Source organism: Streptacidiphilus carbonis, assembly GCF_000787775.1.
Taxonomy (GTDB): Bacteria; Actinomycetota; Actinomycetes; order Streptomycetales; family Streptomycetaceae; genus Streptacidiphilus; species Streptacidiphilus carbonis.
This window is the reverse complement of record NZ_BBPM01000011.1, coordinates 115177-131954: the sequence shown is the minus strand read 5'-3', so window position 1 is coordinate 131954 and position 16778 is coordinate 115177. Positions and strand designations below refer to the sequence as shown.

At 71.4% G+C, this 16778-nt stretch carries 14 protein-coding genes; 5 read left to right on the top strand and 9 right to left on the bottom strand.

The genetic code is table 11. The features are described 5' to 3' along the window. Position 1 precedes the first annotated feature (1 nt). Positions 2 to 1363, bottom strand: a complete 1362-nt coding sequence (locus TR46_RS11365; protein WP_042397878.1) for a glutamine synthetase family protein — start codon at positions 1361 to 1363, stop codon at positions 2 to 4. Positions 1364 to 1461: 98 nt separating this feature from the next. Between TR46_RS11365 and TR46_RS11360 the strand changes: the two genes are divergently transcribed. The 3 genes from TR46_RS11360 to TR46_RS11350 all read left to right on the top strand — a co-directional run bounded on the left by TR46_RS11360 (position 1462) and on the right by TR46_RS11350 (position 5439). Then, positions 1462 to 2244 (top strand): FadR/GntR family transcriptional regulator, encoded by a 783-nt coding sequence (locus TR46_RS11360; RefSeq protein WP_042397874.1) that lies wholly within the window; start codon positions 1462 to 1464, stop codon positions 2242 to 2244. A 401-nt stretch (positions 2245 to 2645) separates the two neighbouring features. Next, complete coding sequence (locus TR46_RS11355; protein ID WP_042397871.1) at positions 2646 to 3392, top strand: gamma-glutamyl-gamma-aminobutyrate hydrolase family protein; 747 nt, start codon at positions 2646 to 2648, stop codon at positions 3390 to 3392. A 4-nt stretch (positions 3393 to 3396) separates the two neighbouring features. Further along, on the top strand, positions 3397 to 5439 hold the full coding sequence (locus tag TR46_RS11350) for an alpha/beta hydrolase family protein (RefSeq protein WP_042397868.1): 2043 nt from the start codon (positions 3397 to 3399) through the stop codon (positions 5437 to 5439). Between the two features lie 49 nt (positions 5440 to 5488). Here the strand turns inward: TR46_RS11350 and TR46_RS11345 are convergent, their stop codons facing one another. Then, entirely contained in the window at positions 5489 to 6415 is a 927-nt protein-coding gene (locus TR46_RS11345) for an oxidoreductase (protein ID WP_042397866.1), read from the bottom strand. Positions 6416 to 6537: 122 nt separating this feature from the next. Between TR46_RS11345 and TR46_RS11340 the strand changes: the two genes are divergently transcribed. Beyond that, on the top strand, positions 6538 to 7497 hold the full coding sequence (locus tag TR46_RS11340) for a 5'-3' exonuclease (protein ID WP_236655298.1): 960 nt from the start codon (positions 6538 to 6540) through the stop codon (positions 7495 to 7497). A gap of 55 nt (positions 7498 to 7552) precedes the next feature. Here the strand turns inward: TR46_RS11340 and TR46_RS11335 are convergent, their stop codons facing one another. Further along, a complete protein-coding gene (locus TR46_RS11335) occupies positions 7553 to 8092 on the bottom strand; it encodes a hypothetical protein (RefSeq protein WP_161790115.1) in 540 nt (179 codons plus the stop codon). 479 nt (positions 8093 to 8571) lie between these two features. On the opposite strand from TR46_RS11335, the gene TR46_RS39310 reads away from it, so the two are divergent. Continuing rightward, on the top strand, positions 8572 to 9081 hold the full coding sequence (locus TR46_RS39310; RefSeq protein ID WP_236655300.1) for an NUDIX domain-containing protein: 510 nt from the start codon (positions 8572 to 8574) through the stop codon (positions 9079 to 9081). Here the strand turns inward: TR46_RS39310 and TR46_RS11330 are convergent. The 6 genes from TR46_RS11330 to TR46_RS11305 all read right to left on the bottom strand — a co-directional run. After that, positions 8999 to 10087 carry an aminotransferase class I/II-fold pyridoxal phosphate-dependent enzyme gene (locus TR46_RS11330; protein WP_152626414.1) on the bottom strand — a complete coding sequence of 363 codons (1089 nt, stop codon included), beginning with the start codon at positions 10085 to 10087 and terminating at the stop codon, positions 8999 to 9001. The two genes, TR46_RS39310 and TR46_RS11330, sit on opposite strands and share 83 nt — an antisense overlap. Continuing rightward, positions 10084 to 11424 (bottom strand): radical SAM family protein, encoded by a 1341-nt coding sequence (locus tag TR46_RS11325; protein WP_042397862.1) that lies wholly within the window; start codon positions 11422 to 11424, stop codon positions 10084 to 10086. Before TR46_RS11325 ends, TR46_RS11330 begins: the two co-directional genes overlap by 4 nt. An 87-nt stretch (positions 11425 to 11511) precedes the next feature. Further along, on the bottom strand, positions 11512 to 13383 hold the full coding sequence (locus TR46_RS11320) for a hypothetical protein (RefSeq protein WP_152626413.1): 1872 nt from the start codon (positions 13381 to 13383) through the stop codon (positions 11512 to 11514). 203 nt (positions 13384 to 13586) lie between these two features. Then, positions 13587 to 14552, bottom strand: coding sequence for an SMP-30/gluconolactonase/LRE family protein (locus TR46_RS11315; protein ID WP_042397856.1), 966 nt, complete (start codon positions 14550 to 14552; stop codon positions 13587 to 13589). 97 nt (positions 14553 to 14649) lie between these two features. Then, positions 14650 to 15603, bottom strand: a complete 954-nt coding sequence (locus TR46_RS11310; protein WP_084718288.1) for a helix-turn-helix domain-containing protein — start codon at positions 15601 to 15603, stop codon at positions 14650 to 14652. A 155-nt stretch (positions 15604 to 15758) separates the two neighbouring features. Continuing rightward, a partial coding sequence (locus TR46_RS11305; protein WP_042397853.1) for a chitinase occupies positions 15759 to 16778 on the bottom strand: 1020 nt, incomplete at its 5' end.

Genomic DNA, 16778 nt, shown 5'->3' with positions numbered 1-16778 from the left:
CTCACATTCGTTCGAAGGAGCGGAACCGCTCCCAGTCCGTGACGGCGGTGTCGTAGGCGTCCTGCTCGACCTCGGCCATCCGCAGGTAGTGCTGGACCACGTCGCTGCCGAAGGCGGATTCGGCGATCTTGCTGCCGGCCCACAGGCCGGCGGCCTCGCGCAGGGTGCCCGGGAGCTGCTCGTAGCCGGCGGAGTAGGCGCTGCCGGCGCAGGGCTCCGGCAGTTCCAACTGCTGCTCGATTCCATGCAGCCCGGCGGCGATCATTCCGGCGACGGCCAGGTACGGGTTGACGTCCCCGCCGGGGGCCCGGTTCTCGAACCGCAGCGAGGGGCCGTGGCCGACCACCCGCAGCGAGCAGGTGCGGTTGTCCCGGCCCCAGGCGACGGCGGTGGGCGCGAAGGAGCCGGGGCGGAAGCGCTTGTAGGAGTTGATGTTCGGGGCGTAGAGCAGGGTGAGTTCGCGCATGGCGGCGAGCTGGCCGGCCAGGAAGTGGCGCATCAGCGGCGACATGTCGCCGTCCTCGCCGGCGCAGACGGGCTTGTTCTGGGCGTTGCGCAGCGAGAGGTGGATGTGGCAGCTGTTGCCCTCGCGCTCGTTGTACTTGGCCATGAAGGTCAGCGACATGCCCTGCTGGGCGGCGATCTCCTTGGCCCCGGTCTTGTAGACGCTGTGCTGGTCGCAGGTGGTGAGCGCGTCGTCGTAGCGGAAGGCGATCTCGTGCTGGCCCAGGTTGCACTCGCCCTTGGCCGACTCCACCACCATCCCGGCGGCGCCCATCTCGTTGCGGATCCGGGCCAGCAGCGGCTCGATCCGGGCGGTGGCCAGCAGCGAGTAGTCGGCGTTGTACTGGTTGGCCGGGGTCAGCTCGCGGTAGCCGCCCTTCCAGGCGTCCTCGAAGCTGTCCCGGAAGACGATGAACTCCAGCTCGGTGCCGGCCCAGGCGGTCAGGCCGTGCTCGGCGAGCCGGTCCAGCTGGCGGCGCAGGATCTGCCGCGGCGAGGCGGGGACGGGGGTGCCGTCGTGCCACGCCAGGTCGGCTGTGACCAGGGCGGTGCCGGGCTGCCAGGGGGTGCGCCGCAGGGTGGCCAGGTCGGGAACGAGGGCGAAGTCGCCGTAGCCGGTGTCCCAGGAGGCCATCGGGTAGCCGTCGACCGTGTTGAGCTCGACGTCGACGGCGAGCAGGTAGGCGCAGCCCTCGGTGCCGTGGGCCAGGACGTCGTCGAGGAAGAAGCCCGCGGCGAAGCGCTTGCCCTGCAGCCTGCCCTGCATGTCGGTGAAGGCCAGGGCGACGGTGTGGATCTCCCCGGAGGCCACCAGCCGGCGTAGGTCCTGGACGCTGAGCGGGGGTTGACGGTCTGTCACGGACGGGCCTCCGACTGCTTGCGATTGCTTTCCGAATGGACCGGCGGTCGAGCAAGCCAAAGGTATAGCCTTGTACCAATGAAAGGGAAGGGGGCTCGATGAGCGGAACCGCAGCGGGTACTCGTCCGGCTCGTCCGGCCGGCGCCGCTCCGGCCGGCGCCGATCCGCTGGCCGCGGCGCTGCGGCCGGTGCGGTCGGGGAACACCTTCGAGGAAACGGTTCAGCGGGTACTCCAGCTGATCCGTCTCGGACTGGTGCGCGAAGGCGAGCGGCTGCCCCCGGAACGCGAGCTGGCGGAGCGGCTCCAGGTCAGCCGGGTGACGCTGCGCGAGGCCCTGAAGGTGCTGCAGGACGCCGGCCGGCTGGAGATCCGGCGCGGCCGCTACGGCGGCGCCTTCGTCCGGCAGGCGGAGCAGGACGCCCCTTCGGGCGACGGCGCGGAGCTGCGCCGCCGGGCCGAACTGCTGGGCGACCGGCTGGAGGACACCCTGCTCTTCCGCGAGGTGCTGGAGGTCGGCGCGGCCGAGCTCTGCGCCGTGCGCGACACCGGCGGCGAGGAGGAGCGGCGGCTCCGGGACTGCCTGGCCGCCACGGCCGCGGCCGGCCTGGCCGACTACCGCAGCCAGGACACCCGGCTGCACCTGGCCATCGCCGAGCTCAGCGGCTCGGTCTCGGTCGCCGCCCAGTACGCGGCGGTCCGCTCGACCGTGAACGAGCTGCTGGACTGCATCCCGCTGCTGCCGCCCAACCTGGAGCACAGCGAGCGGCAGCACACCGAGCTGGTCGCCGCCATCCTCGGCGGCGAGCCCGACCGCGCCCGCGCGGTGATGCGCGAGCACCTGGCCGGGACGGCGGCGCTGCTGCGCGGCTTCCTGGCCTGACGCCGTTCCAGCCCCGACCTGATCCCCCGTACCCCTGCCTGAAGGAGCCTGTTGACCTCTCCCCCAGCTGAAGCAGGGGGTTCTTCCCTCGCGGGTCGAGCTTTCTGCTTCATCGACAGCAGCTGCCCCGAACCAACGGCCAGGGACGTTGGTACGTCCAGCAGTCTTACGCCAGCTCCACAGACCTGACATCCCTCCAGCCCGGAGGTAGACCCAGACGGCTTGGTTGTCGCCACCCGGATAACGACCACCCTACCCAGCAGCCGCTCACCGGGAAGTCCCCTGGGAGAGTGACCCACCGGCGGTCCGCCTTGACGGCGAACCGCCGCCCGCTGCCCCGCACCGCGAGCAATCCGACTGCTCCCCCGAGTCAAACCGGGGGCATCCATGGAGGCCTCCAATTGAACCGTCCATTGATCGGTGTGACGACCTACCTCGTCCCGGCGGCCTGGGGCGTGTGGACCGAGACGCAGGCCGCACTGCTGCCGGTCCCGTACTCCGCCCAGGTCCAGCTGGCCGGGGGCATCGCCGCGATGCTGCCGCCCGGCGACCCCGGCACCGCCGACGACGTCGTGTCGCGGCTGGACGGACTGGTCGTCAGCGGCGGCCCCGACGTCGACCCGGCCCGGTACGGTGCGCCGCGCGATCCGCGCACCGACCCGGCGCCGACCGAGCGGGACGGCTGGGAGCTGGCGCTGATCGCCGCCGCCCTGCGGCAGCGGGTGCCGCTGCTGGGCATCTGCCGGGGCATGCAACTGCTGAACATCGCCTGCGGTGGCGACCTGGTGCAGCACCTGCCCGACACGGTCGGGCACGAGGGCCACTCCCCCACACCGGGCGCCTACTCGGTCCACCCGGTGGTCCCGGTGCCGGGGACCCGGCTGGCGGGGCTGCTCGGCGAGTCCGCGATGAATGTGCCCACCTACCACCACCAGGGCGCGCACCGGCTGGGCGCGGGACTGGTCGCGAGCGCGCACCACACCGACGGGACGGTGGAGGCGGTCGAGCCGGCGGAGCCCGCCGGCGGCTTTGTGCTGGGCGTGCAGTGGCACCCCGAGCAGGGCACCGACCTGCGGCTGTTCCAGGCGCTGGTGCAGGCCGCGGTCAACGAGGGGTCTGGTGCGCGCACAGCTCCTGTTCCAGGATGAACCCATGCCTGACGACTCCGCAGCCGACGCCGCCGCAGCCCCGACCGCGTTCCACGATCTGGGGGCGTTCGCCGCGCTGCCCAGGATCAGCTCCCTGACCCTCTCCCCCGCCGGCGACCGGCTGATCGCCTCGGTCGCCGAACTCGCCGCCGACGGCACCCGCTACATCACCGCGCTGTGGGAGGTCGACCCGGCTGGAGAGCGCCCGGCCCGCCGGCTCACCCGCTCCGCCAAGGGCGAGTCCGCGCCCGCGTTCCGCCCGGACGGGACGCTGCTGTTCCTCTCCGCCCGTCCCGACACCGACCCGGCCAAGGACGAACCGGCCGAGGAGGAGGCCGCGTTGTGGGCGCTGCCCGCCGGGGGCGGCGAGGCGTTCAGGGTGCTCGGCCGCCCGGGCGGGGTCGAGAGCGTGGTGACGGCGCGTCAGTCCGACCGGACGGCGCTCACCGCCTCGCTGCTGCCCGGGGCCGAGTCCGCCGAGGCGGACGCCGAGCTGCGCAAGGCCAGGAAGGACGCCAAGGTCAGCGCGATCCTGCACGAGGAGGGGGAGGTCCGCTTCTGGGACCACGACCTCGGCCCCGGCCTCCCGCACGCCTTCACCCTGCCCGAGGCGTCCGCCGAGGCGGCGCCGGTGGACTGCGGGCCGGTCGACCGGAGCGAAGCGCAGCCGGCACTGTCCCCCGACGGCGCCCTGCTCGCCTGCACCGTGCAGCTCACCGAGGACCCGGACCTGCACCGCAGCGCCGTAGCGGTCGTGGACGCGGCGACCGGCAAGCGGCTGCGACTGATATCCGCCCCCGACGCCGAGTACCTCGCCCCGGCCTTCGCCGCCGACAGCCGCACGCTGGTCTGCATGCGCGGCACCATGTCCAGCTTCGAGGAGAGCTTCGACCTGACCCTGTGGTCGCTGAACGCCACCGACGAGCAGGACCAGGGCCGCGACCTGCTCCCGGACCTGGACCTGTGGCCGGGACAGGGCGTGCCCTCCCCGGCCGGCGGCGCGGTCTTCTTCGCCGCCGACGAACGGGGCCACTCCCCGGCCTTCCGGCTGGACACCGCCGACGGCACCGTCACCCGGCTCACCGCCACCGGCAGCTACACCCACCTCTCGGTCTCGCCGGACGGCGGCACCCTGTACGCGCTGCGCGCCGCCGTCGACGCCCCGCCCACCCCGGTCAGGTTCGACAGCTCCACCGCCGACCAGCAGCCGGTCGAACTGCCCTCGCCGGCCCCGGTCGGCGCGCTGCCCGGCAGCCTCACCGAGGTCACCACGACCGCCGAGGACGGCACGGCGCTGCGCTCCTGGCTGGTGCTGCCGCACACCGCGAGCGCCCAGGAGCCCGCGCCGCTGCTGCTCTGGGTGCACGGCGGCCCGCAGGGCAGCTGGAACGCCTGGACCTGGCGCTGGAACCCCTGGGTCGCCGCGGCGGCCGGGTACGCGGTGCTGCTGCCGGACCCCGCCATGTCCACCGGCTACGGGCAGGAGATGCACCGGCGGGGCTGGCAGGACTGGGGCGGCAACCCGTACCGCGACGTGATGGCACTGACCGACGCCGCCCTGGTCCGCCCCGACCTGGACGCCGACCGCACCGCGATGATGGGCGGATCCTTCGGCGGCTACATGGCCAACTGGATCGCCACCAGCACCGGCCGCTTCAAGGCGATCGTCACCCACGCCAGCCTCTGGAACCTCCACGCCTTCGCCGGGACCACCGACTCCCCGCAGTACTGGCGGCGCGGTTTCGGCGACCCGCTGAAGACCACCGAGCGGTACGAGAGGTCGTCACCGCACCTGCGGGCGGCGGAGATCAGCACCCCGATGCTGGTGATCCACGGCGACCGCGACTACCGGGTGCCGATCGGCGAGGCCCTGGGCCTGTGGACCGACCTGGTGCGCTTCGGCGTCCCGGCGAAGTTCCTGTACTACCCGGACGAGGGCCACTGGATCCTCAAGCCGAACAACGCCAAGCTCTGGTACGCCACCGTGCTGGCCTTCCTGGCCCACCACGTCCTCGGTGAGGAGTGGCGCCGCCCCGACCTGCTCTGAACCGCACGGCGGGCCGACGGAGTGGCCAACAGGTTGCCCAACATCGTGCTCAACAGGCGTAGGTGACGCCGGTGAGCTGCTCCGACACCGCCCACAGCCGCTCCTGCGCGGACCGGTTGTGGGCCGGCGCGGCGGCTGCCTTGAGCACCGGGAAGCCGCGCAGTTCGAACGGGCCGTCAGGGCCGTAGTAGTGGGCGCCCATGGCGAGCGGGTCGGTGGCGGCGCGCAGGGTGGGCAGCGCTCCCATCTCGACGGGCTGCGCCAGCGGGGCGGCGACCAGGGCGTTCAGCGGCCGCAGCGCGGCCGGGACGTGCCGGGTGAGCTCGGTCGCGGTGTAGCCCGGGTGGGCGGCGAGGGCGATGGTGCCTGAGTTGGCGCCGGTGCCGGTGACAGTGCCGTCGGCATCGGCCAGCCGGCGCTGCAGGGCGTACATGAACATCAGATTGGCCAGCTTGGACTGGGCGTAGGCGGCCGAACGGCGGTAGTGGCGCTCGGACTGCAGGTCGTCGAAGTCGATCCCGCGGCGCGCCGTCTTGTGGGTGAAGCTGGAGAGGACGACCACCCGCGAGTTCGCGGTGCCGCGCAGCAGGTCCAGCAGCAGGCCGGTGAGCGCGAAATGGCCCAGGTGATTGGTGCCGAACTGGAGCTCGAATCCGTCGGCGGTACGCCGGTACGGCGGATACATCACCCCGGCATTGTTGATCAGCAGGTCGAGCCGGTCGAAGCGACGGTGCACCTCGGCCGCAGCCGTACGGACCGAGTCCAGCGAGGCCAGGTCCAGCACCAGCAGCTCGGTACGGCCCCCGATCGCCGCCGCGGCCGCCTCGGCCTTGGCGGGGTTCCGACAGGCCAGCACGACGGTGGCGCCGCGTTCGGCGAGCACTCGGGCGGTCTGCAGGCCGAGACCGGTGTTGGCCCCGGTGACCAGGGCGGTCCGCCCGGTCTGGTCGGGGACATCGGCGATGGTCCAGGCCATACGGTGCTCCAACTGCGATAGGTCGTGACGCTCAGCAGGGGCGAGCCTGATGCGCCCCCGACGCGCTGTCAACACGAGTCGGCAACCGGCGGTTGTCGTACCCGTACGGCATGATGCGACCCATGACCGCCGCACCCTCGTCCGCCTCGTCCGCGACCCCGCCCCGGCTGATGCTGCTGGACACCGCCAGCCTGTACTTCCGCGCCTTCTTCGGCGTCCCCGACTCGGTCCGCTCCCCCGACGGGCACCCGGTCAACGCCGTCCGCGGCCTGCTGGAGTTCATCACCCGGCTGGTCCACGACCACGGGCCCGACCAGTTGGTCGCCTGCTGGGACGCCGACTGGCGCCCCCAGTGGCGGGTGGACCTGATCCCCACCTACAAGACCCACCGGCTGGCGGCCGAGCCCGAGGTCGAGGGCCAGGAGGAGGTCCCGGACACCCTCTCCCCCCAGGTCCCGGTGATCGCGGCGGTCCTGGACGCCCTCGGCATCGCCCGCGTCGGCGTCCCCGGCTACGAGGCCGACGACGTCATCGGCACCCTGGCCACCCACCACCCGGGCCCGGTCGACGTGGTCACCGGAGACCGGGACCTGTTCCAACTGGTGGACGACGCGCGGGGGGTGCGGGTGCTCTACCCGATCAAGGGCGTGGGCACGCTCCAACTCACCGACAACGCCATGCTCACAGAGAAGTACGGCGTCACCGGAGCCGAGTACGTCGACTTCGCCGTCCTGCGCGGCGACCCCAGCGACGGCCTCCCGGGCGTCGTCGGCATCGGCGAGAAGACCGCCACCAAGCTCATCACCCAGTACGGCACCCTCGCCGGCATCCAGGCCGCCGCCGCCGACCCCACCTCCAAGATCACCCCCGCCCAGCGCAACCGCCTCGCCGAAGCAACCGCCTACCTCGCCGTCGCCCCCAAAGTCGTCCAGGTCGCCACCGACATCCCCCTCCCCGACCTCGACCCCACCCTCCCCCGCACACCCCGCGACCCTGTCGCCCTCGACGAACTCTCCGGCCGCTGGGGCCTGGCCACACCCGTCAAGCGCCTCCTCGACGTCCTCGCGGCAGCCGACTCCTAGCGGTATATCGCGGTCGCACAGTTCCGCGACGCCTGTGCCGGGTACCGGCAGGCCCTCAGCGCCGGTCCCGCCGGGCCAGGTAGCGCAGGCCCTGCTTCATGTAGGCGCGGGGGTTGGTGTCCAGGTGGCGGGACCACGCCGGGGGCTGGGCCTCGCCGCGAGCGACAGCGTAGAGGGCCAGGGCGTAGCCGTAGATGCGCTCGTCCAGGTAGCCGAGCTGGTTGCGGGACCAGCCGCTCGCGTCCCGGTGGAAGTCGAAGGAAGCGTTGGCGTTGAAGACACCCAGCCCGAAGTGCACCGTCAGCAGGTCGGTCAGTTCCTCCTGGTCTTCGCGCTCTCGATTCACCAGGCCGCCGTCCAGCAGCAGCACGTGCCCCAGCTCGTGCGCGACCGTGGCCACGAGCGCCGTCGGACGCTCCGTCAGGTGCTGGCTGATCGCGATCACCGGTCGTCCGTTCTCCCGGCGGTAGTGCCCGGCCGCGCCGCCTTCCCGGTACTGCAGCCCCATCTTCAGCCAGGCCTTGCGCTCCGTGTCGTCGTACGGCTCCACCTCGACCACCAACCCTGCGTAGTCCACTCGCATCCGCTTGCACACGCGCGCTACCGTCCGCCGCACATCCTCCGCCGAACCGGCATACGCCCCCCGGGAAGAACTCGGCGGTGGGCTCCACCGTCCGACGCAGCATCACCTCCCGCCCGAACTGGTCCTCCAGCCAGCGCATGTTCCGCTCCACCCACGCCTGCTCCCCCGGCTCCACCGGGCAGCGCGCCCCCGACAGCAACCCCACCGCATCCCCCTCGCCCCGATGTCTCCGGCACCATGCTGCTGCATCACGGCCGCCGCGAACAGCGATTGCCCACGCGGCACCAGGGCCGCGACACGGAGCGGTCGAGGAGGCCATGAGCTCCCGCGTCGCACCTTGCCCAGTCGGGGCAGGACAGGCTGATCCGACGTCGCACCGGATCCACTTCAGCGATCTGCACCGCCATCTCGTCCCCGACCTGGACGGCGTAACGGCGATCGAGGGGTGGGTGTCAGTGGGTTCTGGGATCGTGTGCGTCGTGGATGAACTCGTGGAGCGCGTTGACGCTCAGGACCGTGTGCTGGGGGTGGTCAGTCGGTGGGAAGCTGTTCGGGAGGGCTGGTTGCACCGAATTGCCTCGGTGGTGTGCCGTGATGGGCAGGGTCGCTTCCTCGTCCATCGGCGTGCCGAGCAGCTGTCCCGTTTCCCAGGGCACTACGAACTCGGGGTCGGGGGCGCTGCAGGAGTCGGCGAATCCTATGAGCAGGCAGCTGCCCGCGAGCTCGGTGAGGAGCTGGGAACATCGGCGACAGTGTGCCTTCGGTTCACGTTCCTCAACCGGGGCGGCTTCAGCCCTCACTGGCTTGGGGTGTGCGATGCCGTGCTTGCGGAGATCGGCGACCCCGATCCGGGTGAAGTGGCCTGGCACGGGTGGCTGACCGAGTCCGAGTTGCAGAGGACTCTGCGGCAGTGGACCTTCACTCCTGACAGCCAGGAGATTTTCGATCGGTACCTCGCCTATCGTACTGACCCGGCGCCTTCGCAGGAACGGTGTCGATGAGCTGAGTCAGAGGGCCGAAGTCGTCGGAGAGGCTGCTCAGGATGGAGCCGGACCAGCTGCTCCTACCGAACACGCTGACCGGCAGGGCGAGCAGGCCGTGTTCGCGCCGGAGCGTGTCTGCCGGGATTTCCGCCGGGAAGAAGTAGTTCCCGGGACACATCCGGCTCGCCGTGGGAATCGCCCCGAGAACCTCGGCCGGCAACCGGTCGAACAACCGCTCAGCCCGGCCGGCCAGTTCGGCGACCACCTGCTGGGGCACGTCGCTGTGCTCCGTCAGCAGCCGGTCGGCGAGCCGGAGCTGAGCCTGCGTCGGTGGATCCGCCCGGAACATCTCCGCGAGTTCGGCCTCTCCCGCGCCCAGCAGGACCACGCCGAACGTGCGTGGCCACAGCCAGCCCTTGGTGACCGAATGCAGCAGGACCGCACGGCCGGTATCCAGCAATCGACGGGTGCCGGCGGCGAACGGGGCGCCCAGGTCGTAGACGCTGTCGATCAGCAAGCGGCGGTGCGGTGAGTCCCTCAGCCATGACATCACCGCGGCGCACTCGGCATCGGACAGGTACCGGCCGAGCGGCTTGCTGGGGTTGGCGAGCAGCAGGTACTCGGGCCGGTCGTCCGCCGGCGACTTCGGCAAGGCCGGCTCCGGCAGCGTCGGGTAGGACGCGGGCGCCAGGCCCGCGGCGCGGGCCAGCTCGAAGTAGACCGGGTACACGTCACTGGGCAGCCACAACCGCGCTCGTACGGCGTGCAGCCAGCGGAACACCACACCGAGCCCGTGACGGACCCCTCGGCAGACCATGGCGCGGCCGGACAACTCCTGCGGCAGGTCGAACCGCCGCAGCCAGGCACGGGCGAGATCACACCGGTGCACCGTACGCAGATCGGTCGGCGGTTCCGGCCGCAATGGAGCAAGTGCCCGGTACACATTGGTCTCGGCGGCGTCCACGAGCGACGGGGAAGCGCTGAGCTGCTGCTGCCGGAACTCCTGGAACTCGTCGAACCTCATACCGCCACACCTTCCGGCAGGATCTCGCTGGCCCGATCCTCCAGGGAGGCGTAGCAGCGTCCGTCGGCCATCACGTTCCAGCTGCGTGCGATCCCGCTGGTTCGTTCCCAGAACAGGCTGGGCTCGGTGTAGGCGGCGATCCGCATCGGCCGGCCGTCCCAGCTGCCGTGGTAGACCGGCGCGCCCCAGGGCAGGCGGCTCGCCAGTTCGAAGCCCTGCTGCTCGGCGAACCGCGTGACCACGGACAGCGAAACCTGGTGCTCGCGGCTCCAGACGTTGGCGGCGCGGTCGAAGTAGAGCGACTCGGTGCTGGTGGAGACGTAGAGCTCCTTGAAGCAGACCTCCTCGACACCGAGCGCCGCGGCCCACGAGAGGTAGTCGGCGACTCCGGTCGCGCCGGCCACGCCGCCGTGCTGGAGCACGCAGATCAGCCTCATCCGCAGCCCCGGCCAGCGGTCACGTTCCACGCGCCAGGTGTCGATGACGGAATCCACCGGCGTGCGCAGCATCATCAGCCGCTCGCTGACGGCGTCGTCCTGGTGGTGCCGGGAGACCGCCAGCACGCTCAGGCCTGCGGCGCTCAGGGCTGCCAGTCGGCCGGCCCGGTCCGCGTGCTGCCCCTTCGCCAGGGTGTGCGCATTGGTGATCAGCACGACCTTCGGGAAGGCCGCCGAGCAGGCGGACACCAGTCGCAGCTGCTGTTCGAACGGTATGAGCGTGGGCTCCCCGCCTCCCGTGATCACCGCACGCTCGGCACCCGCCGCACGGGCGCGCTCCAGCCAGGAGGCGACCGCGTCCCACGGAACCCGAGCCGGCGGCTGATCGCTGGAGATCGAAGCCGAGGAGAAGCAGAACGAACACCTGGCCTGGCAGGCGGAGGCGACCGGCAGAACCGAAACCGAGCGCGGGCGTATGTCGGCGTAGCGACGCTGTACAGGTCCGTGCAGGTGCAGGGAGGCGGCCATCGCGTCCTCGACGGTCGTCGGGCGCAGCGCGAACTCCGCAGCTCCCTGGTCGAGCTCGTGGACGGCTGACAACCGGATACGAGGCTCGCGCAGCTCCATACCGAGGCCGGTCGACACGTTGGGCACCAACTCGTCGGGGTCCACCGTGGTTTCCAGCACCAGCAGCCGGTCGCCCGGAATCGACAGACGGTCCAGCAGGCGTTGTGCCTTGCCGGCGCCGATGCCCAGCTCCGCACGGGTCAGCAGGTGGAACCGGTCGGGATAGGTGCTCTCCGGGATCCCCGCCTTTCCGTAGGCGAACGCGTACTTGTCGAAGCCCCTCGCGAAGTTCGACAGCACGATGACGTGGAAGCGCTGGTCGCCATGGCTCATGGCGTCATCATGCACGAACAGGCCTCCTCGGCGTCCTCGCACAGAGCGGCGAGAACACCTGGGACCGCGCCGACGCGGCAACCGGGCTCACGCGTCCTGGACGCTGAGCAACGACAGTGCCAGCGCCCGGAGCTCTTCGTCCGCGTGGCCCTGGCCGGAGACGGGGGTGTCGGTCAGCAGGCGGCGCGGGGAGAACGCGAAGCCCCGCAGAGTCGGGCGCAGATCCTCGGGGACCACCCCGGTGGCGGCGAGCGCCTTGAGGGCGCGGAGGCCGACCGGGGAAGCCCCGACGAGTTCGGTGAGGACAGGGACGGCCCGGTCCGGGGAGCCGGTGATCCAGTGGTGGGCCTCGGCCGCGGCCATCCTCGTCCAGGCACCGCCTTCGAGCATGGGCTCGATGAGCGGCAGCAAGGGAGAGGCAGCGGCTCCCAACGGCTCCAGGGCGCTGAGGTACCAACTGGTCTGGCCCGCGCCCGACAGCAGTCCCTCGAAGGTGGTCAACGCCGGCTGGGCTTCGCCCGTCAGCTGGTAGTGCGCGACCGCCGCGGTGGAGCGCAGCGAAAGATCGGCACCCTGTGTCGCCTCGCTCAGCAGGTCGGTGATCCCGGGCGTGGAGAGGCCGTTGGCCCCGAGCCGACGAGCGGCGACGATGGCCGCGCGCCGCGTCCGAAGGCAGTCCACCAGCTCCGGCTGGGCCAGCCGAGCGGCGGACCCGAAGTGGGCCAGAGACTGCACCAGGGCAATGGCGTCGTTCCCGTCGGCACCCGCTGCCAGTTCGCGGCGGATCACCGGTATCAGCAGTTCGGACGCCTCGGGGAGATGCCGGGCGGCGACCGCGATCAGCCGTGGCGTGGGGCGGCGCAGCACCAGCTCCGTTGCGCGGGCGTCGCGGGAGCACACCAGCGCCAGCAGCGCCGGCTCAGCGGTCTCATCGTCGTCGCCGCTCGCGTACCGAAGCAGTGTGGCGCGGATCGCGGCATCGGGCTCGGGATGGAGTTCGATCCAGTGACCTATGGCGCGCAGACGGCCGGCGGTCGCACCGGCCTCCCGTTGCTGAGGCAAGGCCGCTTGGAGCAGGTCGAGGACGGCGGGCTCCTGGTCACGCCAGGTCTCCGCAGTCCTTTCGGCCAGCCGGGAGCCGCGTGTGCCGAGATCGCCCGCGGAGATCCAGCGGGCGGCAACGGTGAGGCCGGCACGGGGATCCGCGCCGAGCAGACGGGTGAGCATGTCGTCCTGCGTTCGGAGCCTTGACCAAGGGAAGTTGTCGCCCCCTGGATCGGGTTCGGCACCGTCCTGGGCCATCAGCTCCACCAACTCGCCCGGGTACGGCGGCTGCAGGCGCTCCGCGGCGACCACGGCGGCCGCCAGCCTGATCGCGGGCAGTGCGTCGGTCAGGGCGTCCGTCGCCCGACCGAGCCGGTCCAGGCAGACCACGGCATCAGCGCGGACGGCCGGAAGGGGATCTCCGACATACAGCGCGTGGACCCGTTCCGCGACGGCGGTTCGCTGCTCCTCCGGGAGCAGGTCGCCGACGGCGGCGACCACCCTCAGCGCGGCGCGGCGAACAGCTCCCTCGGGGTCTCCGAGGCAGCCCAGCAGCTCCGGAAGCACCTGGCACAGCTCCGCACACACCGCACCGAGCGGGCTGTCGGGCCAGTGCGGTCCGTGGACGGACTCCAGATCGTGGTCGCCCAGGACAGCCAGCAGCATCAGCAGGTCGGCGCGTTTGGCGGAGACGTGGTCGACGGCGTGGGCGAGGAAGGGGACGGCCGGCGCCGAGGCCTGGTAGACCGTGCCTTGGTGCCAGATGTTCCCGTGGAGGTCGTAGATCGCCTCGTCGGCCGCCTCCTCGTCGCCCAGGTAGAGGGATCGGATCAGCTCCGGCACGTCCTCAGCGGAACCGTAGGCGTGGGTCAGGGCCTGCCACGGCACGTCGTCGAGCTCTGCCGGCGGTCTCACGATCTGCACTCCTCAGCTGCTTGGCTGCGCCGACCTTACCGATCACCACCCGACGGTCTCCGCACGGGGCCTGTCGGACTTTCAGCTGCCGCGTTGCGCCGAGGCTCCGGCCCTTCTGAATGTACTCAGGGGCCTGGATCCTCGACGCAACCCGGGAAGCTCCGACCGGGGTTCGCTCCCCGGCTGGCGGTGCGGGCGTGGTGCTACTCGTGCAGGTGGGCGATGAGGAGGTTGGGGTCCTGGCCGGTGGTGTAGGCGGCGCTCAGGACGTAGGCGGTTCCACCGCGCAGGGCGATGGAGGTGGGGTTCTGCAGGCCGTCTGCCGCGGTCAGGACGATGGAGTGCGAGCCGTCGGGCTGGATGAGCGCGACTTCGCTGGGACCGTTGACGGCGGCCAGGATCTGGTCGCCATGGCCGGTGAAGGTGAAATCGTCGATCCCTGGCAGGCCTGTGGCCCGGGTCTGGACGGTTCCGGCGCTGCCGTCCGCGAGGACGGGGATGCGCAGGACGGTGCCCCGATCCAGGTTGGTGGCCCAGACCGCACCGTTGTGGATCTTCAGGCCGTTGGCGCCGAGGAACCCGGTGGAGGCCAACTCGGGGGCGGCGGACCAGATGGTGGGTTCGCCGCCGGTGACCGGCACCCTCCAGATGACGCCGAGCACCGAGTCGGTGATGTAGAGGGTGCCGGTGTGCCGATCGAGGGCCAGGCCGTTGGGCAGGCCGTTGGCCGGCAGGGCGGCGATGCGCTGCGGGGTGCCGCCGGGGCGGATCCGCCACAGGCCGGTGAGGTCGGCGGTACCGGTGGCATACAGGACGTACAGCGTGCCGTCGCCGGCGCGGACGATGCCGGTGGTCAGGGCGAATGTCAGTACCGGGGTGTGGACGCCGCCGTCGGCGGGTTCGGGCAGCGTGGCCAGGATCCGGGTGCTGCCGGAGGCGGTCACCCGGGCGACCTGGCGGGCGCCGGCGAAGGTGACGTCCTCGCTGCCGTCGGGGGCCAGTGCGATGTTCTCCGGCTGCTGACCCTTCAGCAGGTCGAAGTGCGCGGCGATCCGCGCCCGGCCCAGGGAGGCGGAGCCGGCTGACGCCGGAGCCGCAGCCGTCGTTGCGAGGGCGACCGCGGTCAGGACGGCGGCCGGGACGGCGGCCTTGGAGAGCTTCTTGAACATGGTTCCGGTTTCCTTGTTTTCGGGCATGCGGCAGCGGCACGCCGACGCACGAGTGCGGTCATGGGTACAGCGGTTGGATGGTGGTGCGGGTGTGGGGTCAGGCGACTCCGGGCCCGGACCCGGGCCGGGGACCAGCCCCGACCCCGGCCGCGGCCGCTCTTCGCGACGGTGACGCGGTGTCGGGCGCAGCGGCCGGAGCAGCGGCCGGAGCAGTGGCCTGGGCGAGCAGGGTCAGTGCGGCGTGTGACGCGGAGCCCACCTGCGCGGTGGCGACCACGATGTTCTGGTCCGGACCCCGGCCCAGGGTCTGCTGCGTGACGGCCAGTTCTCCGATCAGTGGATGCCGCATCGTGTAGGTGGCGACATCGCAGGCCTTGATGTGGTGGTCGGCCCACATCGTGGCGAACTCACCGCTCTTCGCGCTCAGTTCGCCCAGGAGGGCGTGCAGCGCGGCGTCGTCCGGGTGGCGCCCCGCCACCAGGCGCAGGTTCCCCACCACCGCCCTGGCCTTGCTCGGCCAGTCCGCGTACAGGTCGCGGGTGTGGGTGTCGAGGAACACCAGGCGCGCCATGTTCGGGCGCTCGGCCGGCCGGTCAGCGGCGCCCGGGTCCAGGTGCCCGGCGAACAGCGCATGGCCGAGCCGGTTCCACGCCAGGACGTCACTGCGCTGCCCGAGCACGACCGCCGGGACGTCCGCGAGCGCGTCCAGCAACTGGCCGGTCGCCTCCGCCACCCGCTCCGGCGCGGGTCGGCGGCTCCGACCGCGGTGCTTCCCAGGCCGGGCCAGGTCGTGCAGGTGCAGGCACTCGGACTCGTCCAGCCGCAGGGCTCGGGCGATCGCGTCCAGCACCTCGGGCGAGGCGTTCAGGGACTGCCCCTGCTCCAACCGCGTGTAGTAGGAGGTGCCCACTCCCGCGAGCAGCGCCAACTCCTCACGCCGCAGACCCGGCACACGCCGCCGCTCCCCGTATGTGGGCACCCCCGCGTCCTCGGGAAGCAGCTGGGAGCGTCGCGCCTGCAGGAAGTCCCCGAGCTGTCCTTTTCCGTTCATGGATCCGAGTATGGTCCGACGCCGGAACCGCAGCCTGCCCCTGGCAGGGACAGGCAGCAACGGGTACCGCCCCGATCGCCTGTGTGGACGACCGGGCCCGGTCCGGGCCCGGGTCGTCCACACGGGTCGGCACCCGGGTGGTTTCGATCAGTGCGTCAACGGCCCTGGAGGGACCTGACGTTGTCGCCGAAGGTCCAGCCCAGTGAGCCGTCCCAGTTGATCGACCAGGTCATCAGCCCCTTCAGTGAACCGCCGAAGGCGTTCCACGACTGGCTGACCAGGCTCGGGGCCAGGTAGCCGCCACCCGCGCCGGACTGGGCCGGCAGGCCGGGCACCTGCTTGTCGTACGGCACCTTGACGGTGGTGCCCTGGACGGTCAGGCCGTTGTTCAGGCAGGTGGTCTGCGCCGTGAAGCCCTGGACGGTTCCGGCCTGGTAGGAGTCGCCGGAGCAGCCGTACATGCTGCCGTTGTAGTACTGCATGTTGAGCCACCACAGTTGCCCGTTGTCGGCGTACTTCTTGATGATCGGCAGGTAGGAACCCCAGATCGACCCGTAGGTGACGCTTCCGCCGGTGACGTACGCGGTCTCCGGGGCCATCGTCAGGCCGAAGCCCGCGGGCATCTGGGACAGCACGCCGTCGATGATGCGCTCCAGGTTGGCCTGGGAGGTGGACAACGTGTTGATGTTGCCGCTTCCGGTCAGGCCGGTCTCGATATCGATGTCGATCCCGTCGAAGTTGTACTTCTTGAGGATCGGGACGACGGTCGCCACGAACCGGTCGGCGACGGTGCTGGAGCTCAGGTCGATTCCTGCGGTGGCACCTCCGATCGACATCAGGATCGTCGCCCCGGCCGCCTTGGCCTGGCACATCTCAGCCGGGGTGGCGACCTTGACATTGGTGTCCATGCCGTCCTGCCACTCGACGGTGCCGTCGGAGAGGATCACCGGGAAGGCGGCGTTGATGACGTTGTAGCCGTGCTCGGCGATCCGGCTGTCCGTGATGGGGATCCAGCCCAAGCCGGGGTGCACGCCGTTGAGGGCGCCGTCCCAGTTCTCCCAGTAGCCCTGCAGCACCTTGCCCGACGGCTTGGGCTTGGTGGCGCAGGTGTCGCCGCCCGGGGGCGTGGTGGTGGGCGGGGCGGTGGTGGGCGGGGCGGTGGTGGGCGGGGGGGG